Source organism: Bacteroidota bacterium (genome assembly GCA_008933805.1).
Taxonomy (GTDB): domain Bacteria; phylum Bacteroidota; class Bacteroidia; order UBA8524; family UBA8524; genus SB11.
The window spans coordinates 80615-106234 of record WBUH01000011.1 but is presented as its reverse complement, the minus strand read 5'-3'; the positions used below and the strand labels follow the sequence as shown (position 1 = coordinate 106234).

17 protein-coding genes are annotated in these 25620 nt (G+C 43.9%); 8 read left to right on the top strand and 9 right to left on the bottom strand.

Annotation, left to right across the window (positions count from 1 at the left end):
• Positions 1-108: 108 nt before the first annotated feature.
• A complete protein-coding gene (locus F9K23_11895; GenBank protein ID KAB2915189.1) occupies positions 109-3366 on the bottom strand; it encodes an amidohydrolase family protein in 3258 nt (1085 codons plus the stop codon).
• A 106-nt stretch (positions 3367-3472) separates the two neighbouring features.
• Here F9K23_11895 and F9K23_11890 point away from each other — a divergent pair, with 106 nt between their 5' ends.
• Positions 3473-4651, top strand: a complete 1179-nt coding sequence (locus F9K23_11890) for a hypothetical protein (GenBank protein KAB2915188.1) — start codon at positions 3473-3475, stop codon at positions 4649-4651.
• Between the two features lie 1304 nt (positions 4652-5955).
• Here the strand turns inward: F9K23_11890 and F9K23_11885 are convergent.
• Positions 5956-8382, bottom strand: coding sequence for a ligase-associated DNA damage response DEXH box helicase (locus F9K23_11885; GenBank protein ID KAB2915257.1), 2427 nt, complete (start codon positions 8380-8382; stop codon positions 5956-5958).
• Between the two features lie 216 nt (positions 8383-8598).
• On the opposite strand from F9K23_11885, the gene F9K23_11880 reads away from it, so the two are divergent.
• Positions 8599-10743 carry a DNA primase gene (locus F9K23_11880; GenBank protein ID KAB2915187.1) on the top strand — a complete coding sequence of 715 codons (2145 nt, stop codon included), beginning with the start codon at positions 8599-8601 and terminating at the stop codon, positions 10741-10743.
• 94 nt (positions 10744-10837) lie between these two features.
• On the top strand, positions 10838-11371 hold the full coding sequence (locus F9K23_11875) for a hypothetical protein (GenBank protein ID KAB2915186.1): 534 nt from the start codon (positions 10838-10840) through the stop codon (positions 11369-11371).
• Between the two features lies 1 nt (position 11372).
• Here the strand turns inward: F9K23_11875 and F9K23_11870 are convergent, their stop codons facing one another.
• From F9K23_11870 to F9K23_11860, 3 genes are read right to left on the bottom strand one after another with little or no spacing between them, the layout of a single operon-like run.
• On the bottom strand, positions 11373-12278 hold the full coding sequence (locus F9K23_11870) for a hypothetical protein (protein KAB2915185.1): 906 nt from the start codon (positions 12276-12278) through the stop codon (positions 11373-11375).
• A gap of 28 nt (positions 12279-12306) precedes the next feature.
• Positions 12307-13224, bottom strand: coding sequence for a hypothetical protein (locus F9K23_11865; protein ID KAB2915184.1), 918 nt, complete (start codon positions 13222-13224; stop codon positions 12307-12309).
• Entirely contained in the window at positions 13214-14449 is a 1236-nt protein-coding gene (locus F9K23_11860) for a hypothetical protein (GenBank protein KAB2915183.1), read from the bottom strand. Before F9K23_11860 ends, F9K23_11865 begins: the two co-directional genes overlap by 11 nt.
• A gap of 129 nt (positions 14450-14578) precedes the next feature.
• On the opposite strand from F9K23_11860, the gene gmd reads away from it, so the two are divergent.
• From gmd to F9K23_11835, 5 genes are all read left to right on the top strand, one after another.
• The gene (gene gmd, locus F9K23_11855) at positions 14579-15712 is read left to right on the top strand and encodes a GDP-mannose 4,6-dehydratase (protein ID KAB2915182.1); all 1134 of its coding nucleotides are present in this window, start codon (positions 14579-14581) and stop codon (positions 15710-15712) included.
• Positions 15713-15768: 56 nt separating this feature from the next.
• Complete coding sequence (locus tag F9K23_11850; protein ID KAB2915256.1) at positions 15769-16173, top strand: four helix bundle protein; 405 nt, start codon at positions 15769-15771, stop codon at positions 16171-16173.
• Positions 16166-17113: a GDP-L-fucose synthase gene (locus F9K23_11845; protein ID KAB2915181.1), complete on the top strand. Its 948-nt coding sequence runs from the start codon at positions 16166-16168 to the stop codon at positions 17111-17113. The genes F9K23_11850 and F9K23_11845 overlap by 8 nt, the downstream gene beginning before the upstream one ends.
• 58 nt (positions 17114-17171) lie before the next feature.
• The gene (locus F9K23_11840) at positions 17172-19322 is read left to right on the top strand and encodes a hypothetical protein (protein ID KAB2915180.1); all 2151 of its coding nucleotides are present in this window, start codon (positions 17172-17174) and stop codon (positions 19320-19322) included.
• A 171-nt stretch (positions 19323-19493) separates the two neighbouring features.
• Positions 19494-20252 (top strand): hypothetical protein, encoded by a 759-nt coding sequence (locus F9K23_11835; protein ID KAB2915179.1) that lies wholly within the window; start codon positions 19494-19496, stop codon positions 20250-20252.
• Positions 20253-20351: 99 nt separating this feature from the next.
• On the opposite strand, the gene F9K23_11830 is transcribed toward F9K23_11835, so the two are convergent.
• From F9K23_11830 to F9K23_11815, 4 genes are all read right to left on the bottom strand, one after another.
• The gene (locus tag F9K23_11830; GenBank protein ID KAB2915178.1) at positions 20352-21884 is read right to left on the bottom strand and encodes a flotillin family protein; all 1533 of its coding nucleotides are present in this window, start codon (positions 21882-21884) and stop codon (positions 20352-20354) included.
• Between the two features lie 23 nt (positions 21885-21907).
• Positions 21908-22486 carry a hypothetical protein gene (locus tag F9K23_11825; GenBank protein ID KAB2915177.1) on the bottom strand — a complete coding sequence of 193 codons (579 nt, stop codon included), beginning with the start codon at positions 22484-22486 and terminating at the stop codon, positions 21908-21910.
• 83 nt (positions 22487-22569) lie between these two features.
• The gene (locus F9K23_11820; protein KAB2915176.1) at positions 22570-24081 is read right to left on the bottom strand and encodes a hypothetical protein; all 1512 of its coding nucleotides are present in this window, start codon (positions 24079-24081) and stop codon (positions 22570-22572) included.
• Between the two features lie 29 nt (positions 24082-24110).
• Positions 24111-25511 (bottom strand): hypothetical protein, encoded by a 1401-nt coding sequence (locus tag F9K23_11815; protein ID KAB2915175.1) that lies wholly within the window; start codon positions 25509-25511, stop codon positions 24111-24113.
• Positions 25512-25620 lie beyond the last annotated feature (109 nt).

The window sequence follows — 25620 nt, the reverse complement described above, 5'->3', positions numbered from 1 at the left end:
TTCACTAATCTTTTATTTATAATTCAATAATTATTTTAAAACCCGTTCGCAATGACGCACAGACGGGAATTAAATCTCCAAATCAACAAGTCAAAAATCATAAATAAATCACTCCCCGTGATGGCCGCCGCAACCGCATTGGGTGGGCATAAAGCTGTTGGTTTCTTCGTGCCAATGGAAGGTGGCGTTGTAGCCATTGTTTTCCCACCAAAACGGTGCGCGTTTTTTAGGGCTGTTTACTTCGTTCAGCGTATTGCAATCGTATAAACGGCCGTTTATCATAGTGTAGCGAAGGCTTTCGGTATTAGTAATCGTATCCAGCGGGTTTTTATCCATAATCAGCAAATCGGCCAGTTTACCGGGTTCAAGGCTGCCTATTTGGTCGCCCATGCCGATGTATTGCGCACCGTTCATCGTAGCACTGCGTATGGCTTCCATCGCACTCATACCGCCCTGTGCCAGCATCCATAGTTCCCAATGTGCGCCAATGCCTTGTATCTGTCCATGACTGCCCAAATTCACCTTCACACCGCTATCGCTTAGTTGTTTGCACGACTTACTTACCAAAATGTGCCCGTTTTCGTATTCTTCTTCGGGTATCATGGTGCGGTGGCGGCTGCGCTCGTCAATAATGCCGCGAGGGGTAAAGTTGAGCAAACGTTCCTTTTCCCACACGTTGGTGTGCTGGTACCAGTAATATTCGCCGTTTACGCCGCCATAGTTTACAATCAGCGTGGGCGTGTATCCCGTTTGGCTGGCACTCCACAGTTGTATTACGTCATTATATGCAGGAGCAACGGGTATGTTGTGTTCAATGCCCGTATGGCCGTCTAAAATCATGCTCATGTTGTGGTAGAAGAACGAACCGCCTTCGGGTACTACCATGATGCTCAACTGACGGGCTGCTTCAATCACCTGCTGGCGTTGCTCGCGGCGAGGTTGGTTGTAGCTTTTCACCGAAAAAGCACCCAATGCTTTAGTCCTACGTATCGCCGATTTAGCATCCTCTAAACTATTTACCACGGCCTTAAAATCGCCGTCGGCACCGTACAATATCGTCCCTGTTGAGTATACACGGGGACCAATCATACTGCCATATTTCACCATCTCGCTTTGGGTAAATACCATTTCGCTGTTACTGCTGGGGTCGTGCGTGGTGGTGATTCCGTATGCCAGACTTGCATAGTATGGCCAGTGTTTTTGCGGGTGCAAGCCTTGACGGAAAGTACCCAAATGCGCGTGTACATCCACCAAACCGGGCATAATGGTTTTGCCGCTGCAATCAATGGTATCATCCGCTTTGGGGCTGGTTTTCCAAACATCGGTCATCAAGCCTATATCGGTGATAATATTGTCTTTAATTAAAATATACCCGTTTTCTATCACGTTGTTATTATTATCAACGGTGATTATGCGGGCATTGGTAAGCAGTTTTGTACCTGCGGGTTTATCGGTTTTTAATTGCAAACCTATTTTTATCCCAACGGTATCAACGGGTACAATGCTATCGGCTGCACCCTCTACAAAAAGGAAACGGTTTTTAATTTCTACCGTAAAATATTCTTCGCCCAATGTATAATGCAGTTTTTTGCTATCGCCGCTCCAATGCAGGTTGAAACCGGCATCGCGTGCTACTTGCGAAACGGGCACGGCTTTGGTGTTGCGGTTCAAATCAAAGGTTTTGCCCGATTTTGGAACAGGGATAATGTAGGCTTTGTGCAAATCGGTAAAGGCTATCCATTTTCCGTCGGGACTTGGGGTGTAGTCTTTTCCGTACTCTGAAGTAAATAATTCTTTTTTGTTATTGCCCGATAAATCCACCTCGAAATACTTTTTACCCTGTTGGTAATAAATATTTTTTCCATCGGCAGTAAAAACAGGATTGCTCCCGTCTTCGCTAACTAACTGTACGTTTTTACCATCGGTATCGGCTATATATATGCCAGTATTTTCGCAATAGGTAAAGCCTTGGTGGTCGTTGCCACCTTCTTTGCGGTACACTATTTTTTTACCGTCAGACGAGTAAGCGGGCTCGCGGAAAATACCTTTTTCAGTAGTTATTTTTTTGGTTTTTCCTTTTTTAAACTCGTATTCCCAAATAGCACCCGTGGTGGTATCGTTCCACGTAACGTATAACAGTTTTTTATTATCGGGACTGAAAACAGGCTCAAATTCAAACGCATCGGCTTGGGTAGAGAGGCGCACAGGCGTTCCGTTGGGCAATTCTTTTTTCCATAAATAACCTACGGCAGAGAACACAAGGGTTTTCCCGTCGGGAGAGGTGATGGCGTGGCGTATCATTTTGGCCTCGAAGGTGGAGGGCGACACTTCCTGCCTGAATTTCACCGCATCGTGTATACGGTGCGTGGCGGTGGCCGTAAACGGAATTTCAGCCGCTTGTTGGGTTTGGGTGTTTATCTTCCACAGCTTGCCCTGCGCCCAAATAACGATGTGGATGTTATCGGGCAGCCAGTTGTAGCCTGTGTACACACCGAAAATGGCCCATGCTTCTTGCTGGTCTTTGCTTAGTTTATCAAACACGGGGATTTGTTGCCCCGTTTGCAGGTTGTGCACGTACAGCACGGTTTGGGTGCGTACACGGCGCACAAAAGCCAGTTGTTTTCCGTCAGGACTGGCTTGGGGACGGCAAGCACCGCCGGGCCCGCTGATAAGGTCTCGCAATTCGCCTGTTTCGCGGTCGTAACGGCGAATGATGTATATCTGGCTGTTGGGGTCTTTGTTGTACTGGAAATAGCCGCCGGGGTACATATCCTCGCTAAAGTACAGGTAGCGGCCATCGGGCGAAAGGGCTGGCTCGTTCACGTCCTGCTGGTCGTTTTTGCGTTTGGTAAGCTGTATGCCGCTGCCGCCAGTGATGTGGTACATCCACATTTCGCCCGCGCCTAATGAACGGCTGCTGGTAAAATGCTTGCGCGCAATAATGTATTGCCCGTCGGGTGTCCACACGGGGTTGTTTAGCAAACGGAAATCTTCTTGGGTAATTTGTTTGGCGTTTTTACCGTCGGCATCCATCACCCACACGTTATCGCCGCCGCCTGCATCGCTGGTAAAGCATATTTTTTTACCATCGGGACTAAAGCGGGGCTGCACCTCAAAGGCATGACCGCCGCGTAACAGCGCGGCTGTGCCGCCCGCAACGGGCAGGCTGTATATATCGCCCAGCATATCAAATACAAGGGTGTTGCCATCGGGGCTCACGTCGAGGTTCATCCACGTACCCTCGTGGGTGGTGATGGTAACTTCTTTATACGGCCCCGGCGGGTTGCTAACGTCCCACTTGGGTTTGTCTTGTGCGAATGCGCTTATTGTAATAAATGAAAGAAAAACAGGCAGCAGTATTTTCATACTGGCGAAGGTAAAAAGTTTTTGTAATTGTGGGGTGAGATTTGGGTGAGGGAGGGGAGATTATCGGGGGAATTTTGTATTTTTACATGGAAGTCTTTATAAAATAATGGCAGATATAGTTTTTAATCCAGAAGTTGAACTTTATGGGCAACAATTCATACAAAAAATCGCCCCAATACCCCAAAACTCGCCATCAGAAGAAATAGTTAAGCAACGTTTATTAGCACTACTTTTCGAACAGTTCCTATTATTTGACAAAATAGCTATAAAAGTAGAACGAGATAATTTATCATTATATTTTCTTATCCGCGAATTAGGATTAAATAAAGTTGAAGAGCTTTTGGAGAAAGATATTATTCAACTTGTTTTGTGGACACCAGTTATTGCAGCAGTAACAGGTCATCAGGAGGACGCTAATGGACCGATTGATTACACGGCGGCAATAGGAACTCCGCCATTAATAGCTGGGAGTTTTACAGAAAACGATAGTGACCCTGAAAAAAATATTGACAACCTTCTTTTAAAAATTACGGGTCTTCATAGAGACAGGAAAAGAATTTTCAAGAGAAAAGCGCTTAAGCAGTATAAACTACCAGAAAAAAATATCTCTTCTAATGCAGTGAGCATTGTATTAGATGCTTATAACAATAACCGGCTAGCAGAGTTTGATTTGCCTTTTGAAAAAGCTGCGGAAGAATTGGATAGCACACAAAGAACCATCTTATTAGATTTAGGGTCACAAATATTAGAAACAACCGTATTAGCTGAAAAGAAGTATAAGAGTTATAATAAATATAATTATTATCGGCTAACAGACGAAAGTATTAGACACATTAGAAGTGCATTAGGTGTTTCTGAAGGCACGGGTGAAATTCTGAAGCAAGAAACCTTACCTGATATTTATTCTCTTTTTTTACAAAAAAAGATACCTTTTAATAGGGCGTTTGAATTACGGAATAATAAAAACATAAAAGAGTACAGAAAATGGATAAACGCTAAATCCATTACTGTACCCCCAGAAGAAATAGTAAGAGAATACATAGATGTAATAGCAAATAAAAAGGGTTTTTTTGAAGAAGGTAAGGGTAAGTTTATGAAAACATTCGGTATGTATGCATTGGGGGAATATGTATCTTCTTTAAGTAGTCTACCTATCCCACCAAGTATTAGTGGTTTAGGGCTTACTATGTTTGACTCTTATATATTAGAAGGTTTAATAAAAGGTTGGAACCCTCGTATGTTTATTGATCAAGTAAAAAAAGAAATTAAGCAAAACGAACAATAGAAACATAACCTCCGCTAGCGTCCTGCTTGTGCCTGTTTTAACTCACCCCTGACCATTTGATAATTGTGGAATAGCCCACGTTTCCACTATTCTGACCACCCCTTAGTCCCCTCCTAAACCACCCACTGCCCACCGTAGGAGGGGAAATGCGACGCGCTGGGCCGCCTCATCCCCGCAACCAGTGTTCAAACCTCCCTCTGTCCCTCCTTATCCAAGGAGGGAAGCCCCGCGCATAGCCCTTGAACGCCGAACGAGTTTTAATAACTGCCGTTATTATTGGGCTGGTGAGCCTGTGCGGTTGTTCCCCTCCTGTTTTTAGGAGGGGCTAGGGGTGGTCGTGGTGGCTTTTGCCTCATCTTAGCAACCAGTTCTCTAACCACACTTGCACGTCGCCCTTCTCCATGTGGAGAAGGGATTGGCTAATATTCGGGCGAAGCTGTGCTTTTCTGGGATGAGGGTAAACAAACGGATTGCTTTGATGGGCACAATTAGCACTCCAATCTCCTCCCTTTGGGAGGTGCAGGAGGGGGAAAAATCCTCCCCCTACCCCTTCATTGAGGGGGACATTGAACGCCGAATGATATTTTTTATAGCTGCCACCATTTTGGGTTAGTGAGCCTGTGCGGTTGTTCCCCTCCTTTGCAAGGCATCAATACTGAGCTTGTCGAAGTATGAGCGTAGGGAAAAGGAAGGGTTAGGGGTGGTCGTGAAAAGAATTTTAACTCACCCCAGAATGATTGATAATTGTGCGACTAACAAACTTTTCCTCTCTAAATATAGAGAGGGGCGACTATTTGAAAGTCTAGCTAAGGGAAGTTTCGGGGGCGAGTTAAAAACCTAACCCCTTCCTGGCTATTTGTTTTGCAGACAGCTTTTAACTTTTCAGGGGAAGGCGAGTGTGGGAATGTCGGGCTAAGAATTAATCGGGATGGGGTCTTTGGTCGGCAGGTTCGCAGACCTGCCGCTATAGATAGAGTGCTCAACATTCTATCAATAGCATCGGGATTTATTCCCGATGGGTTTAGGTAACACACCTCCCTCAGTCCCTCCTTTCCCTCCCACAGGCTTTAGCAAGGAGGGAAGCCGCGCGCAACCCTTTGACCCCCTTCCTGACTATCTGTTTTGCAGACAGCCTTTAACTTTTCCTTCCCTACAGGGGAAGGCGACTATGGGCATGTCGGCCTAATAATTAATCGTGTAGGGGTCGAAAAGTGAGATTCCCAATCAAGTTGGGAATGACGGGTTGCGGTCAGACCCTAACCTGCTATCAATAGCATCAGGATTTATTCCCGATGGTTTTGGAGCTAATCAAACTCCAGTTTCATCTTTTTGATACGCTCCTCAATGGGCTCGTTGCTGTATTTTTCACGCAGGCGGTCAACCATAATGGGGAATGAAAACGGTGTAGGTTGTGAAGGATACCGGATAATTATCTCTTGTCGGTTAATGCGCTCCATAGCCTTTTGCATACGGGTTTGCTCCAGCTGAAAGTCGTACACCTCCTCGTAGGCTTGTTTCAGTAATAAATTATCGGGTTCATGCTCGTGGAACACATCAAAAAACAATTGCGACGATGATTGCAAATGGCGTTCCTTTATTCCTTTACCCGGATAGCCCTGAAATACCAATCCTGCTACTTTGCAAATCTCTGCAAACTTACGGCGGGCCATCTCGGTATCGTTTATACTGGCGCGTATATCAGCAAACAAATGGTCGAGCGTAAAAATATCGCTATCCACCGCTTGCTCAATGGGAATGTCTTGGTCGCTAAGGAGTTCAAACCCGTAGTCGTTCATCGCAATGCTAAAGCTGAAGTTTTTAAAATGCCCCAAACGGAAAGCCAACAAGGCCGCCATCCCCTCATGCACGGCACGGCCTTCAAAAGGGTAAAAATAAACATGGCAACCCTCATTGGTAGTAAACTTCTCAATCAAAAACTGGTTTTCGTTGGGAACAATCGAGAGTTTGTTTTGCATATCAAACAACGGACGCAGCAGTTTCACTTCCTCCTCGTTGCTGGTGCTTGCGGTGTGCAGTTTGTGGCGCAACATTTCAGAAAGCTGTGATGATAGGGGCATCCTACCCCCGCCCCAACTGGGCGTTATCCCTTTTTTTCCGTCTGATTTTCGCACCAATACATCCATTTCCTTCACTTGTATCAATTCAAGGTTGCGGCCTGCTATCCAAAAAGTGTCGCCGGGACGTAATTTGCTGATAAACGACTCTTCAATAGTGCCTATGTTTTTTCCGCTTAAAAATTTTACGCGTAAAACGGCGTCGCTCACAATTGTGCCGATAGAAAGGCGGTGACGCATGGCTATTTGCCTGCTTTCTACCTTAAACAAGCCGTTTTCAATTACTACTTTGTGGTATTCATCATACGCTTGAAGGCTATCGCCCCCTGAAACGATAAATCTCAACACCCACTCAAATTCTTCGGAACTTATGCTGCTGTAGCAAAAGGTGGTTGTTATCTCTTCATATACTTCTTGTGCGCGGAATCCTTCGCCAACGGCCAGTGTAACCAAGTATTGCACCAACACATCAAAACTGCGTACAAAGGGAATACGATCTTCCATCATCCCTTGTTTAATGGCTTCGCGCAGGGCGGCACCTTCTATTATCTCCAGCGAGTGAGTGGGTACAAAGTGGATTTTACTGGGCTTTCCCGGTTGGTGTCCGCTTCGTCCTGCCCGTTGCAAAAAGCGGGCAACACCTTTGGGGCTGCCAATTTGGATAATGGTTTCCACAGGGCGAAAATCTACTCCCAAATCAAGACTGCTGGTGCAAACCACTGCTTTTAGGTTGCCTATGTGCAGTTGCTCCTCTACCCAGTGGCGAAGCTCAAGTCCAATGCTGCCGTGGTGCAAAGCCATAATGCCCGAAAGGTGGGGAGCGGCATCCAGTAAGCGCTGGTACCAAATCTCGCTTTGTGCGCGGGTATTGGTAAACAGTAGCGTGCTTTTGCCTTCATCTATAATAGGGACTACCTTCTCAAGCAGTTTTATTCCTAAATGACCCGCCCAAGGGAAATTTTCAATCTCATCAGGGAAAACGGTTTCAACAATCACCTTCTTTTTAATATCGGATTTTACAAGCACCGATTGGGGGTAATAGTCTGTGCCCAGCAAAATCTCTCGGGCTTGGTCCATGTTGCCAATTGTCGCAGATATTCCCCATATTTTCAGTTGATTAGATGTTTTTTTTAAACGACTGAGTGCCAGTTCAACTTGTACTCCGCGTTTACTGCCTACCAACTCGTGCCATTCATCGGCCACCACACACTTAAGATTTTTAAATAGCTCGCTATTCCCCTTTTGGCAAAACATCAGGTGTAAACTTTCAGGTGTGGTAATCAGTATTTGCGGCATTTGTTTGGCTTGCTTAGTCCGCTCTTTGGTAGAAGTGTCGCCCGTGCGGATGCCCACCTCCCACGTGCTGCCCAGCCCGGCAATAGCCCTGCGGGCAGATAGTTCAATTTCTTTCGCCAATGCCCTTATAGGGGTGAGCCAAATAAGCTGCAAGCCTTTGGTGGTTGGTTGTGTGCCATTGGCCAGCCCTTCTAATAGGGCGGGTATCAATAGGCTGTATGTTTTGCCGCTGCCTGTAGGGGCATTAACCAATCCGCTTTTACCTTGCAAATAGGCGTTCCAAGCCTGTTGCTGGAACTTTTGGGGAGTCCAGCCCAGCGATGAAAACCAATTAATTGCAGCTTGTGTATTAGCGGGCATTGTGGTTTCAAAATACAGGGTTTTGGTTGAATTATGATGTAGGTTTTTTACAACGGTTGTGGCAACGGGCATAAAGCCCGTGTTTTGCTCAATGGTTTATCTCGAATGCTTTTAAACCATTGGGGATAAATCCGCAAAAGGCCTGAATTTTATATTCAGGCCCGTGTTACTGCCCAAAATCTTGTTTCTTTGCAAAACAAAAAATCCTTTGTAAAAATGATCCCTAAGCAAACAGTTGAAGACATATTGGCCGCCGCCCAGATAGATGAGGTGGTAGGCGATTTTGTCACGCTGAAAAAGCGGGGGTCAAACCTTATGGGATTATGCCCGTTTCACGGTGAAAAGACCCCTTCGTTTGTGGTGTCGCCCAATAAAGGCATTTACAAATGCTTCGGGTGCGGAAAGGCAGGAAACTCTGTGGGCTTTATTATGGACCACGAGAAAATGGAGTACGCCGATGCTTTGCGTTACTTAGCCCGCAAGTACAATATTGAGGTTGTTGAAGAAAAGAACCAAACTCCCGAAGCGGTGGCCGCTGCCAGCGAACGCGAAAGTTTGTTTATCGCCCTTGAGTATGCCGCACAACAGTTTCAACACAATTTGTGGGAGGAAGAAGAGGGCAAAACAGTTGGCAAAACCTACTTTTACGAACGAGGTTTTAGGGATGAAACCATAAAAAAATTCGGGCTGGGGTACACTAAGAAGGAGTGGGGTAGTTTTACAGATAATGCTGTAAAAATTGGCTACAGCCTTGATGTGCTGCAAAAAGCAGGATTGAGCAAAGTAAACGACCAGGGCCGCGCCTTTGATATGTTCCGAGAACGGGTAATGTTCCCCTTTCATAACCTTAGCGGCAGGGTAGTGGCTTTTGGCGGACGCCAGTTGGTAAAAGATGATAAAAGCCCTAAATACCTGAACAGTCCCGAAACGGATGTTTACAAAAAGTCAGAGATTTTATACGGCATTTACTTCGCCAAAAACAGCATCCGTCAGCACGATAAATGTTATCTGGTAGAAGGCTATACCGATGTTATCACACTTAGTCAGGCAGGAATTGAAAACGTAGCAGCCTCATCAGGCACCTCACTTACTGATGGGCAGGTAAAGCAAATCTATCGGTTCACAAAAAACGTAAGTATTATATACGATGGCGACCCTGCGGGTATAAAAGCTGCTTTGCGCGGTATCGACATAATTTTGGCAGGCGGGCTGAATGTGAAGGTGGTTCTGCTGCCCGAAGGCGAAGACCCTGATACATATTGCCAGAAATTGGGCGGTGCGGCCTTCCAGAAATACCTCGACGAAAACGAAAAGGATTTTATCCTGTATAAATCGGAGTTGCTGATAGGTGAAGCTAAAAACGACCCGATAAAGAAATCGGCGGCCATACGTGATATAGTAGAGAGCATCAGCAAAATAACCGACAGCATAACCCGCAGCACTTTTATTAACGAGTGTGCAAGGGTGTTTGAAGTAGGGCCTGAGTTGCTGATGGCGGAGGTGAACAAAATACGCCGTAAAACGGATGTAAAAGACCCCGAAGAACGCAAGCTGCTGGATGAACTGGAACACATAAACGCCGAACCATTTTGGGAAGAAGAAACCCAACCTGCCATAAGTATTGGTTTAGAACAGGAGAAGGGTGTGGCAAGGGTGTTGATGCAATACGGTCATTTACCCTACCGCGATACAGTGTTTACCGTTGCTGATTATTTATTGCAACAGATAGAGGCCGATGGATTTGAGTTTGAGCATCCCCTTTATAAGCGGGTGTTGCAAATGGTGAAAACTACCATTGAAAATATGGAGCCTTTGGGTGAGAACTTTTTTTTACACAGTGAGGATTTGGAGATTGTGGCACAGGCGGCTGATTTTTTGACCGAGAAGTACAAAATCAGTCCTCATTGGGAAGAGAAGTTTGAAATTTATATTACCGAGATAAAAGACAATTACGCAAACGATGCGGATAGTGTGATGCTGCACCTGAAACTAAAGAAACTGGATGTGATGATGCAGCAAAACCTTGAAGAAATGCGCAGGCTAGAGGAAACGCCTGTTACTGTTCAGGCATCTTTTAATGAGGGGGCAAACGTGCCGGTGTATGTGGACGAGGACGGAAATATTATTGAAATGCCTGTGGACACAATGAACCAAGAAGAGATTCCGGTGTTTATAGATGAAGACGGAAATGTGATTGATTTGCCGCCGGTTGCGGAGGATGTTTTTGATAATGAAGGCACACAAGCTGTTGAAACAGAAGATGTGGCCCAAAAATTGGATGTATTATTGCAAAAACACATGATGTTTTTAAATTACCGCAAACAAATCACTGATTTGCTTGGGGCAACAATTATAAAATAGGTAGAAACAGCCGTTCCCGCTGATGTGGGAATTTGTAGATACATAAATAGGTTCCGCGTTTTGCGGGGTTAACTTTTAATTAAAACTTACCGCTATGAAAAAACTGATCGTTATTCTGATTGCCGTTACAGGGCTTACATTGAATGCTTGCAAGAAGCTTGAAAAACTTACCGAGTTTTATTTAGACTATAATGCCTCTGTAACCGTGCCTGCCAATATGGGTATTAATCTTCCGTTTGATATACTTACGCCCGATATTACTACAAACTACGAAGAGCAGTTTAGTGCCAACGATACTCGCAAGGATATGGTGGACGAGATTAAGATGGCAGGAATGAACCTTACTGTGAAAGCACCACAAGGCCAAAATCTTGATTTTTTGAAATCAATAAACGTGTTTATTTCTGCTGATGGTTTGCCCGAAAAAGAAATAGCATCAAAAAACAATATTCCCGATGGTTTAAGCGTGCTTGAGTTGGATTATGCCAGCGATAACCTGAAAGAGTATGTGATGAAGGATAAGATTAAACTAAGGGTGAAAACCGTTACAGATAAAGCCCTTAACCAAAACGTTGATTTGGATGTGAAAACCCGCTTTTTTGTGAATGCAAAAATTTTAGGGGCATAAGCTACTTCAAATCGCAATACTCAATATTTTCTAGTGCTACATACAAAGCACATAAACTTTGTATGGCCTCTGATTGAACATCGCCATCATCGCTACCCAGTTTTTGCCAAAATCGTATCAGGGGCAAAAACTTTGTTAGGGTACTTTTATTGGTCAGTTCTGTACAAAATTCCTCATAACTTATAATGCCATCGCCTTTCATAACGTAGGCGCCAAATGAGATGTGCATATTGTAAGGTAGTCCGCCGCTAAACACTGTAGATAAGCGGATGGCTTCAATTAAAGTGTTGATGCTTTGTATAGGTCCTTTTTCGCGTATTTCAACCAGTTTATTCCGGTACCCTATGCCCACTGACTCTTGGCTTACAACCTTTTTGCAGTAGTTAAAAAACTCAACGTCACCGGTATCTGCCCCTGCACTTTTTGGAGGACTGAATTTGTTTAGTTCAACCGACATAAAAGGATATTCGTTTTGCAGAATGGTAATTTGTCTGAATAGCAGACAGTGCATATACAGTGTTGAAGTAAAAAAATACCCGCCGGGTATAATCGGGTTGCCGTTGATAGGGCGTGAGTAAAAGTCAACAAAAAACCAATCGGTTTTTTCAGACGGGATATCCAACGTTGAGCCCTCTTTAAAGTGGGCTTTCATTTTAGCCTGATTAATTTTTTTAACCCCGTCATTGTTTCCTCTAAATCCGCTCAAGTCGCGGGCAATGTGTTTCACACGGTGCTTAAACTCAATACACTCGTTTTTAAACGGAAAGAAGTATTTAAATTTTTGCTCAAGCCTTTTTTCGGTTTCAAGTCTGCTTTCGTCGCTGCGCCTTGTAAAAAAATAAGTAATCCAAGCCGTTGCAGCTGATGAGATGATGCCCAAAAAAACAGTAGATAGTTCTGCCTTCATTTTGGGTCAAGTTACAAAAAGAGTATTACTATTTCTTAAACAGCTTAAGCCACCAAGGCAAACGGTTAATTCGTAAATGATAATAAGAGAGTGGTTTTGCTCCCAAACCGGCATAAAAACGGGCTATACCTTCAATATCGCTGCCTTCAAAATCCAGCACTAAATCCAAACCCGCATACCTTTTAATCAATGCGTCAAACAATGTGTGTAGGCCACCGTTGTAGCGTCCGGCATCGTCAGCGCCACCTAAAAGGTAATAAAGGTTTTTATGGTCGGTTAAAAAAATCGCCCCGCCGCATAAGGTATTGTGTTCATCGTACACCCCCCAGGCCTGTACCGCTCCCATTTTTATTGCCTTTGAAACCAATCGGGTCAATCGGTCGTAAGCCGCGTCATTAATTTCGGGAGTTTTATCTGCATAATGGCGTTTATAGAGTGCAATTACTGAGAACGGGTCAGCATTTTCAAAAGCAGCTATCTTATTGGCCTCTGCCTTTTTAATATTTCGCTTGGTGTTGTTGTTATATCCTGACGCAATCTTTTCGTACACAGGGATTAAGGGCAGGCGGTAATTTGTGCGTGTTCTCAGTTTTCCTAAACCATCAAGGGGCTTTGAGAACACATTAAGCTGCATATCAAAAAGAGTGTAGTGAGCTGGGAGGGCACTGAAAAATGCCTTCAATAACGCTTCACCGGTTTCAGTTGTAGAAAAAACGCCTAATTGCTGGCAAAAAAACGGTTGGTAACAATATGTAAAACCCCATTTGCGACGGTGGGGCAAGGGCATCACGGCTTTGTAATCGTCATACACAAGGGCATCCCAATCATCACACACCTCATCCAAATACCATGAGTACCCGTAAATAAGGCTATTGAGGGCTTTATTTATACAAGCATCCCAAAGTGCATCGTCAATCTCGTCCCTATGTAAAAACTCAATCTTCATTTGTTATGCAAAAACTAGTCATTGCCTCGTAAACATCACTCCAGCCTTTCCATTCAGGCAAGCTTCCCAGCGACTCATTGTGCCATAAACTGCTAAACTCACCACCGTATTGTTTCACAGGTGTAGCTAGTTTTTCAATTTCCTTTATAGCATTTAACGTGTTAAGTTTCATATAGTTTTTCAGTGTTACATCCATCACTGCAAACGGGTGCACTGTGAGTGGGGTAACCTCGTTCCGTTCCAAGTCAAACCAAAAGAACGGTGACGAAATACCTGCGCGGTAGCCGGTGTTATCAGCATAGCCCATGCTGTATTCATGGGTGATACCACATTCAATCAACTGCCTGTAAGTATCCGGTAATGTAAATCTAAGGTAGTGTTGTCTGCTGCACTCCACAGTGCGGCCAATGATTTCCTCTAACCTTCTTTTCTCGGCCAAGATAATGGCTTCGTTATTAAACGAGCGGTAAGAAGGGTGTATACCCGCCATATTTTGGGATGAAACAGAATTAATTACGGCTAAAACTGATTTTTTGGTGTGTAAGGGAGTGGGGTCGTGCTTACCACCTGTACCCATATGAAAAAAATACACAGGGCTAATGTTGTATTGCTCATGTATTTTATGTTGGTATGCAAACGTATTATTAGGGTCGGGCACAAGGTTTAGAGTAGCCAACATACGTTGCTCCAAGCCTTTAAAGTTTCCCTTGGTAAATTGCTTTCCGGCTCCCAAAACACTGCTGATAAGAGGCCGGTATTTGTAGTAATACACTTGGTCGATATCCAACGTGGGCACGTAGCTGTATGACAAAGGTTTTAAAGCGAGACCATGTGTGTTATTAAGCATCCTTCGCAGTCCATCTGCCCAAATATTAATCAGCGGCAGGTGCAGTAAATTGTTTTTAAACAAAAAACTTTGTTTTGCAGCAAACCTTCCGTGGTTGTCGCGGGTGGTATCAGTATATTCTTCGTAGCGGCTTGTTAACCAAAACGCGGCACTGAAAATATCAAAAGGTATATCCCCTTCACCCGCAAAAAGTGTAGGATTTTCCTGCCATTGCCCGATGGTAGGATTTACAGGGGTAATGCTTGTTTGAAACAGCAATCCCTGCGGAAAAATATTTATTGCTCCTTGTATGTAAGAGCTATCGTAATTAATACGTGCAGCTTTACTTTGCAAAAAAGCATCTTTGTTATCGGTAACTTCATAGTTGGCCCCGGGCATAAGACTAAACACTTGCTTGACCGCGTAAGTGAACCGAACGCTGCTTTGAGGGCAATAAATGATTACCATTAACGATTTATTAAATACTTTTGCAAATTAACTAAAACCGCTCAAGTACCACTTTTTTGAATGAAAACTGCACTAATAACAGGTATTACAGGACAAGACGGGGCATACCTTGCCGAATTTTTGCTGAATAAGGGCTATGAGGTACACGGTATTAAACGCCGCAGCTCGCTGTTTAATACTGACCGTATAGACCATTTGTACCAAGACCCGCACGAAAAGAATGTGAAGCTGAAACTTCACTACGGCGACTTGACGGATAGTACCAACCTGATTAGGATTATACAGGAGACCCAGCCTGACGAAATTTATAACCTTGCTGCACAAAGCCACGTACATGTGAGCTTTGAAACGCCTGAATATACTGCCAACAGCGATGCTATTGGTACGCTAAGGTTGTTGGAGGCCATCCGTATATTGAATTTGACGGAGAAAACACGCTTTTATCAAGCGTCAACATCAGAGTTGTACGGTTTGGTGCAAGAGGTGCCCCAAAGTGAAAAAACTCCGTTTTACCCCCGCTCTCCTTATGCGGTGGCTAAAATGTATGCATACTGGATTACGGTAAACTACCGCGAAGCCTACAATATGTTTGCTACCAACGGTATTTTGTTTAACCACGAATCACCAATACGCGGGGAAACTTTTGTAACCCGTAAGATAACCCGTGCGGCTTCAAAAATTACGTTGGGCTTGCAAGAAAAGTTGTATGTGGGTAATTTGGATGCTCAGCGCGATTGGGGTCACGCGAAAGATTACGTAGAGGCGATGTACTTGATGCTACAACAAGAAAAAGCCGAGGATTATGTAGTAGCCACAGGGGTTACCACCCATGTGCGCGATTTTATCCGTATGGCGTTTGCGTTTCTTGGCATTACTATTGAATTTAAAGGTGAGGGAGTGAAGGAAGTTGGTGTGGTATCCTCAATAAACCTTGACCGCTTAACCGCGTTAGATATTAGCACAGGCTTGAAAGAAGGACAAGAAGTGATTGCGGTTGACCCTCGTTATTTCCGTCCTACCGAAGTAGACTTGCTAATAGGTGACCCTACCAAAGCCAAAACCAAATTGGGTTGGGAGCCTAAATACGACCTGAAAGCCCTTGTAGATGATATGATGCGCAGCGACTTGAAACTGATGAAAAAAGACAAGTATATGCGCGACGGCGGCTACAAGACGATGAACTATTTTGAATAGGGTTTGGTGGTTAGGGATTGGTGATTAGTGTTTTGTGTTGGGGCATGGAAAACAAAATTAACAGTTTCAAAGATTTAGAAGTTTGGCGAGTAGCGCATGAGTATGTACTCGCCATATATAAAAAGACAGCTTCTTTTCCTAAAACTGAAGAATATCGTTTGACCAACCAACTAATACGGGCATCAATCTCAATCCCAGCAAACATTGCTGAAGGATGCGGGCGTAAAACTACCGCTGAACTTATTCACTTTCTAACCATTTCAAGAGGTTCAACAGAGGAATGCAAGTATTTTTTGATACTCAGTAAGGATTTAAATTATATCAATATAGAAGAATTTACAAGCCTTAACTCAAGTTTAGATTCAATTGGAAAAATGCTGAATGGTTTATTAAGCAGGTTGAAACAAAAGTTAACCCAAACCACTAATCACCAATCACAAAACACAACTCATAATGGATAAGAGTTCAAAGATATATGTTGCCGGTCACCGTGGTATGGTGGGTTCGGCAATGGTTCGCAAATTACAGGCTGAAGGATATAATAACATAGTTACCCGCACCAGTGCTGAGTTGGATTTGCGTAATCAACAAGCTGTTACTGATTTTTTTGCGGCTGAAAAACCTGAGTATGTTTTTCTTTCGGCAGCAAAAGTGGGCGGTATTGTAGCCAACAATACTTACCGTGCCGATTTTTTGTACGATAACCTGATGATTCAAAACAACATCATTCACCAATCGTACGTAAACAATGTAAAAAAACTAATGTTCTTCGGGTCGTCGTGCATATATCCTAAGTTGGCACCACAACCGCTAAAAGAAGAATATTTGCTTACAGGGTTGCTGGAGCCTACCAATGAGCCGTATGCCATTGCTAAAATATCAGGCATAAAAATGTGCGAAGCCTACCGCGACCAATACGGTTGTAATTATATAGCCGTAATGCCCACCAACTTGTATGGGTTAAACGATAATTACCATCCCCAAAACTCACACGTATTGCCTGCGCTTATCCGCAAGTTTCATGAGGCTAAAGAAAGCGGAGCTTCTTTTGTTGAAATTTGGGGGACAGGTACCCCGTTGCGTGAATTTTTGTTTGCCGATGATTTAGCGGATGCTTGTTTTCATTTAATGCTGAATTACAACGAGAAACAGTTTGTAAACATTGGTTACGGCGAAGACTTGACTATAAAAGAACTGGCCGAAACCGTTAAAAATGTAATAGGCTATCAAGGCGAATTAAAATTTGATACCACCAAGCCTGACGGTACTCCACGTAAGCTGATGGACAGCAATAAACTGTTTTCAACAGGCTGGAAACCCAAAACAACTTTAACAGAGGGTATTAAGATTGCTTATGCCGATTTTCTGTCAAAAAATAGTAACCCAGTTCCAACAAATTAATATCCGGTTGAATTTCATACACAAATAGTGTATTTTGCGACTCTTTTGAAATAGCATTATGGCTGTTATAGGTAAAATTAGACAACGTTCGGGCCTTGTTATAGGCGTTATTTTTGTTTCGCTGCTTGCGTTCATCCTTACAGATGCCTTCTCAAGCAACAGTTCACTTTTTAACCGACAAGAAAATACCGTCGGAAAAATCGGAGGCACAAAAATCAAATTCGAAGACTTTGATAAAAAAGTTAACGAAGTAGAAGAAAACTACCGCAAACAATACGGTGAAGTTCCCAACGAGCTTCAAGGTATGATACGCGACCAAGTTTGGGAAAACTTCTTCAAAGACCTTGTATTGAAAAAACAATACGAGAAAATGGGTATTAAAATCAGTCCTGAGGAACTTACTTGGATTGAGTTTAAAGCTCCTGAGCCTTCGCAACGTATGGTGAGTTATTTTACCAACCCACAGGAAGGACAAATCTTTGAACAGTTCCGTAACCCAATGGGTCAGCTTGATCTTTCAAAAGCACTTGGTCACCGCCAGCAATTGGAAGAAGGTAGCGACGAAGAAAAGCAATGGATTGAATACATTGATAACGGTATCATGGAAGAAATCCAAAACAAAAAGTACTTCACGTACTTGCGTCAGGTTTCACACGTTACCTCACTAGAAGCCAAAGAAGATTTTGCTGCAACTAACACCAATGTTAAAGCACAGATTGTAAAACTTGACTTTTTCAGTATTTCAGATTCTACTATTAAAGTAACTGATGCTGAGTTGAGCGAATACTTGCAAAAACACCCAGAAGATTTCAAGCAAGAAGACTCTCGCAAAATGGAGTATGTGGCCTTTAACATATTCCCATCAAAAGAAGATTCTGCTTCTACTCTTAAATGGGCTGTAGAAAAAACCGAAGCGCTAAAACAAACTGCCAACGATTCAATTTATATCGTAAACAACGGTGGTATGTACGATACAACCTTTAAACGCCGCGGTGCTTTCAACCAAGAAGTTGAAGGTCCTTTGTTCAGTGCTGAAAAAGGTACAGTTGTAGGCCCCTTGTATAAAGACGGAGCGTATAAAATTTACAAAGTGTTGGATGCTAAAAACGACACCATTTTGTTTTACAATGCAGCTCAAATTCTTATCAGGCCTGAAGGTATCACCAAAGACGATACCATTAACGCCCGTAAAAAAGCTGCCGATGTACTGGCTCAAATTCGCGGTGGTAAATCGTTTGAAGATGCTGTAAAAGAATTTAGCGTAGACCCCGGTACTAACACTAAAGGTGGTGATTTGGGATGGTTTGAGAAAAAATCACCAATGTTGCCTAAAGACCTTGTGGATGCAGTAACCCGCACCCGCACCGGTGATTATACTATTGTAGCTACCGGCCAAGGTGTTCACCTTGTAAAAGTAACTGCTGAACCAAGCTCACGCATGGTAAAAGTGGCTGAGATCAGCCGTGTGATTGAACCCGGAAAAGAAACACTGAAAAGCATATCAAATAAGGCTACTGAATTCTATGGTTCTGCATCAAACGAAGAGCAGTTTAACCAACTGATTGAGAAAATGGGAATGAGCAAGCGTATAGCTGACCAAGTAGGTCCTAACGACCAAACGTTTTCAGGTATCAACGATGCTCGTCGTGTTGTACTTTGGGCGTTTAACGACGACCGTAAAGTTGGCGATATTTCTGAGCCTATGGATGTTGATGGTAACACCAAGATTATCATTGCACGTGTAGTAGGTATCCGCGAAAAAGGTACTGCCAAGGTAGAAGACGTTCGTGAGAAACTAGAAGAGCAAGTTCGTAAAGAAAAGAAAGCTGCCCAATTGCGTCAAAAAATGCAGGATGCACTGAACGGTGCTACCAGCCTTGACCAAGTGGCACAAAAACTAAACACTCAGGTAATAGATATTCCTTACCAAACTTTTGTATCTCCAAACGTTTTGAGTATCGGTATGGAGCCTCGTTTGTTGGGTTATTTGTTCGGCAGCGAGAAAAATAAAATTACCGGTCCTGTAAAAGGTCAAGCCGGCGTGTATGCATTTTACATAACAGCTAAGGATGAAGCTAAAGCTCCTGAAAAGCTAGACGAGGTTAAATTGCGTATGGCGCAACAAGCTACCAGCGGTTCAGAAATGCGTGCTACTGAAGCATTGCGCAAACTGTCTGATATTACAGATATGCGCTACAAATTCTATTAATAGATAAAAGACTTTATAAGAACGGGGCTGCCATTTGGTAGCCCCGTTTTGTTTTAAGGCGGTTGTATAAAATAATAAGAGGGCTGGCTCAAAACCATTAATTTAGCTGAGACGTGGTAAGAATTAATGCAAACAACCACATTCGGCACGGATTTTACGGAGAATAGAATAATGAAAAGTTTTTGGGGAATACTTTTACTGTTTGTAGCTGTTGTTGGTCGTGCCGAGCTGGTTAAAAAAGGCACGACTGCTTTACAAGCAATAGACGGCAATGCAATGGTAGAGTTTGCAGATAGTGCTATGGTTTATCCATACGAGCCTGCATACGGCAAATGGCGCATGATTATGTGGGTAGGCTATGTAGATACCCAATACATAAAAGAGGGCAATAAGATAAAGGCAGGCACCCCTTTGCGTGAGTTTTTTGATTTCAGTATTCGTTCTAAGACTGTTACTGATTTTACATTGCCCTTCTTTAACGACCCGTTGCAGGGCAATTACAGGCATTTAAAAAAGTTTGCCCTCTATTTATACATTCCCGATACGGCCATTATTGAATCAACCCGCATGGAACCCCGCTTTGAAGCAGTTGCTAAAGCCAAAAAGAACAAACAATGGGGGGTATTTGAAAAGTTTGCTGTTGATTTCGGCTTTATCAAGGCTGAATTGACAGGGCCTTATACGATGTGGTTTGCCCACGACGGACGTTCGCCTGAAGGAGCCAATGATTTCCGCATGATGGTGTTTACAGATACAGCCAATCGTGTGGTAGCGGTTTCTACTGACGGCTATCGCGAACTGGATATTAAATACAAAGAGAAAAGTGCCTTAGACCGCACCTACACAATCTTTTACCTGGTAGCCTTGCCCCCGCAAGACCGCACCCAAATTGAAACCACTTTTAAAGAAGTGTATCGCTTTAGGGATTAATTCTTACCCTGAGCTTGCCGAAGGGCTTTTACCATTATTGAAACGTCCGCCTGACCCTGAGCTTGTCGAAGGGAGGCGGACGTTTCATATAATGCCTTATTACAACGCAGGTTTATCGTTGTCGTTAGTGGGTGTAGTAGTGTTGGTAGGAGCGTCCGCCTTTTTATCATCCCCTTTCAGGTAATTGGGTAGGTTCATTCCTGCCATATTAAACAAATCGTTTAATGGGGGCACGGCCTTCATCATTCCTGAAATAAAGTTAGAGGTACTGGTAGTGCCATCGGCATTACTGCCGTTTTCCCAAACCGTAATCTTATCAATTTTAATGTTTTTAACGGCCTCTACCTGTGTGCGCACCAATTCGGGCAGTTTATCAGCAATTAAGAAGGTAACCGCTTTAGCAGGGTCGCCGCCGGCAGCCGCTACAATGCGTTGGTAACCTTCGGCCTGCTTGGTAAGTATTTCGTACATACCGCGGGCCTCAGCGTCCATTTTAGCAAATATTGCATCTGCCTCACCTTTTGCCCTGCGGCGCAGTTGCTCTGCTTCGGCTTCAGCGTCGATAATCGCCTTTTCTTTTTCTATTTGTGCAGGGATAATAATGTTAGCTTCTTGGGTTGCCTTTTCGCGCTGTGCACGGGCTTCTTCCGCAAGTTTTTCAGCATGGTACGATTCTTCCAATGCTTTTGCAGTTTGCACCTTTTCAGCCGATACCGCCTTTTTGTTAGCCTCTGCTTCGCGTTCACGACGCAACGAATCAGAATTGGCAATGGTGATTTTTGCCGTGTTTTCACCTTCCACCGCAATTGAGTTCGCTTCAGCGGTTTTTATACGGGTTTCGCGTTCTGCTTCTGCCTTACCGATGGCCTCGTCGCGTTTTGCAATCGCAATCAATACCTCACGGTCTTTTACCGTATTGGCAATACTGGCATCCCTGTCGCGTTGGGTTTCGGCAATACTTACGTCTTTATCACGTTCGGCTACCGCCTTACCAATCTCACCAAAGCGGTCTTGCTCAGCAACGCTCTTTTTAGCCTCGTTAATGGCTTTTGCAGCAGCTTCCTTACCCAAGGCCTCAATATAGCCCGATTCGTCTCTTATATCCGTTACGTTTACGTTTATCAGTTTCAAGCCTATTTTGCGCAATTCTGTATCTACGTTGGTTGAAACGTTGGCCAAAAACTTATCACGGTCGCTGTTAATCTCTTCAATATCCATGGTTGCAATCACCAAACGTAATTGGCCAAACAGCATATCCTTAGCCAACTCGTGTATTTGGTCGTTGCTAAGACCCAAAAGACGTTCGGCAGCGTTGTTCATGCTGTCAGGGTCGGTGGTAATTGCAATGGTAAAACGGCAGGGAACATCTACACGGATGTTTTGCTTACTAAGTGCATTAGTAAGGTTAGCTTCGATAGAAATGGGCTTCAAATCCAAAAAGGCATAGCTTTGGATAACCGGCCAGATAAAGGCGGCACCACCATGCACACAACGTGCGGTAGACTGTTTTCCGGTTTTACCGTAAATAACCAAAATTTTGTCTGACGGACAACGTTTGTAACGCGATAAAAGGGCTGCAAATGTTACAAACAGAACGGCAGCAATTACAACTACAAAAATTAATTCGGGCATAAACTAATGAACTATTAAAGAGGTTAGATTTTTTCTACTAATACTATTTTATCGGTAAGTATTTCTTTCACTTTTGCCATAGAGCCGGTGGGCAGTGCGTCCCCTTCGGTCATTGCATCCAGCTCGTGCAAACTGCCTTGTATTTGCACGTGTACTTTACCTGCTCCGCTTTTATTGGCCGGAACGGTGAGATATACCTGTGCGGTTTTATCTATGGCATTTTTCAACTCCATGTTGCCTGATTGGCTAAGCTTGCTGATGGCGAAAAACATGTACATGACTGCTGCTACGAGCAAAGCACCCACCAACACGCCGATAAGTAAAGTTATTGCGCGGTTGCCAATGGTGTCTTCTAACGATAATACCGTCCAGCCGAAGCCCAAGAAGAAGTTTACAAAGTTGCGGAAGGTGAACAGTTGAAACGGAGTATCACCGCCGTGGTGGGTTTCCATATCACCTGAAAAATCGGCATCAACACCGCCGTCGCTATCCATGCCTGTGAAGGTGGCGATAGTTTGAAAGATAAAAATAAGGGTAGAAACAAGGGTAATGGCCCATAGCATTTTATCGAAGCCGTCGAGGGCAGTCCACCATTCTGTCATAGGTTTAAGAGCGTTTTTAACAAAAATACGCGACAAGCCCTAATAAACATAGAAAAACCGAAAGTTTTCGGCGAACAAACAGCTTAGAAACGTGAACCTACTGTAAACATCAAACGGGTGATGCCTACTTTATTACTTGAGGTGAAATAGGGTCTGTTTGAGGTTTCTAATAAATACGGAGTATAGAACTCACTAAACTGCTCGTACATTAATGCGGCATCAAAAAACAGGTTTCCTGACGGTTCCTGATAGCCAAAGCCGAGGCTATATACCTGCAAGGCAAGGTTCTCGCCTTTGATGGCATTTAAAATTACATTGTTAAACGGCGAAGCATACATTGCATATCCTGCCCTGAAACGGTAATCTAAATAATTGTATTCGCCCCCGATGCGGAAATTATCAGCCGTCCTAAAATTATCACGTACTAAATTGTTTACGAAAATGAGTTCGCTGGTTGGGCTTTGGGCTTCTTTATAATTCACCATCTCGTAATCAATGGCTACCATGGCTGTTTTTTTCAAAACTAGGGCAGTGCTCAATACCATTTTTCCCGGGGTAACAAATTTATACTTAAAGTTGCCGGGGTCAGAACTCAGTAGTTGTCCTGAGGTGTACACAAACTGACCGTTTGTAAAGTTACGAGACATGAACGTATAACTAAACTGGTCGGTAAGGGTGTATGAGGTAGGCGAGTGGTAAGCCAAACCCAAGCGAAGCCAGTCATTAGCTCTGAACATTAGCCCTACTTTACCATTAAAGCCCGTTCCTGAGGTAGAAACAGTTGTGTTTTGTTCAAACGAAACGTTGGGGCTTAGGTTGGGGTCGTCAGACTGTTCGGTGATGGTTTCGGTTGAGTTATACCGTATTGCGGGAACACTTATAGCAGCTCCAAAATACATACGGTGGCTAAAGTTCCCTCCCCACGAGATATTCCAATCGGTTTGCCTGCCGCTTTGCTGATAGCGGTAGTTTTGGTTCATGGTTACTACGTTGGGCAGGTTTGCTTCGTATTTATTATCACCTACGTGAACAATGGTATTTGCCGCTAAGGCTAATTCTTCGGGGTAAAAGGGATAAAAATTGTTGGCAGTGCTATTCCAGTCAACATATTTAGTGGCTTGTTCGGCCAGATAATCCAAATAACTGCTTTGTGAATTTGGGGCAGAGATTGTAATATTTCGGTTGAAATCATTTACGCGGTTAAATCCAAAGCCAAACGAGTAACTCACCAATCCAGTGGTTTTTTCCTTACCCATTTTGGTTTGCACTTTAGATAACACAATTCCAATATTGGGTATTGAAAAATTAAAGCGATTGTCTTGCACGTTATGGTCGAGATAGGTGCCGCTGTTTCCGGTAAAGTTTAACCCGATAGTGCCCGATGCCTGACTTATTCGGATTTGTCCCAATGCGGCAGGATTTACCTGCGACACACTAAAATCAATACCGGTAGCACCAATTGCGCCGCCCATACCCATGCTTCGGGCCGTACCAAACTGGCGGGTTACAGAATATCGTTTAAGGTCTAAAAAACCTTGAGCCTGTGCTTGCACAGCAAGCCCTGCCAGCATCGATGCTAAAATTAATTTCTTCATGCAAAAGTGCTTACAAAAAACAGCTTAGATTACCTTCTTCTGCCGCCGCCACCGTTATTACCTCCACCACCACCGCCGGTGCTACCGCCGTTACGGTTAGAGCCTCCGTTATTGCCTCCGGTGTTTTGTGGGGCAAATACATCGCGGGGAGCATTATTGGTAGGTTGGGGAGTATAGCGTTGTTGTGTAGGGGCTTGCGGAGCAGGCTGCACATTAGTTGGCGTGTTGTTGTTACGCGATGGTGTTGTGCTTGCGTTTCCATTACCATACGTGCCTCCAGCGGGCGAAGGGTTGTAATTTGTTGGCGGAGGCGTTGTATTAGTTGATGGAGCAGATGGGGTTGACGGTGTATTACTACCCGTTGGGTAAGTACGGTAATCGGGTTGTGTGCGAGTACCGGTAGTTGTTGGGGTAGTAGGTGTTGTATTAACATCACCCCTTGTATAAGTGCCGCCTGCGGGGGGAGTTGTAGGGGTAGGAGTATTGCCTGTGGTTGGTTGCTCAATACGTTCTGTACGGCCTACAATACGAGAACCGCCGTTGGTTCCTGCGGTTTGTGTGGCAGGCATAAAGCTGTTGGTGGGTCTTCGGCGGGTGTTTACGGTATTAGATACTGTGCTGCCGCCGTTGTTATTACCGATACTCCAAAAAGGGTCGTAGGGGTTATGTCCCCAATGTGAATAATAAGGCGAATATGGGTTATACCCCATGTAAGGATTATAAGGGTTATAGCCCCAGCTATTGTAGCTAAATGGCATATATACCCAAGTATTCATCCATGGGTCGTAAACAAAGTTATTATTCCAAGGATTATTCCAGCTATTATATCCCCATGAATTATTCCAGCCCCAGTAATTATTATTCCACCCCCAAGGGTCGTATGGGTTGTATCCGGCATTCCAATTATTGTAGCCCCAACCTGAATTAAAAGTGGGTCCTATGTACCACGAATTATTCCATGTGTTGTATGAAATTGACATGCCCGGGCTTGACATCCAAGGGTAAAACATGGGAGAGTATGGTCTGCGGCCAAAATACGAACCACCGTAGTAGTTATTGGTAATGTTGTATTGTGGGGTGCCTTGCAATGAATTTGGGTTTGAAGGCGGAGGAGTAATATTGGTAGAAGTATTATTATTTTGAGAATACTGCTGATAGTTAGTGCCGCGTTGTGCAGCATTTGGGTTTGCAGTTTCGTCGTGGGTATTATCGTAGTACGAAGAGTTGCCTTGGTATTGTTCTACCGGCGCTTCTTCCACTTCTGTCTTAGCCTCCTCGCGTTTGGCGGAGGTGTTTTTTTTCACATCATCGGGCGAAAAATACGCATCGTCGGTATTATTCTGCCTTTGGTATCGGCTATTTGAATATTTTTGCGACGTTGAGCAAGCGCCCAACAAAAGAACAATAACTAAAGAAGATACCCATTTCATAACGTGTGTGGTTTTGGGGTGTTACACTGTAAATACTTCAAAAACCATTCCAAAGCAAATGGTAACAAAGCCTGCTGACTTGTACAAGGTAGGCAATAAACTTGAATAA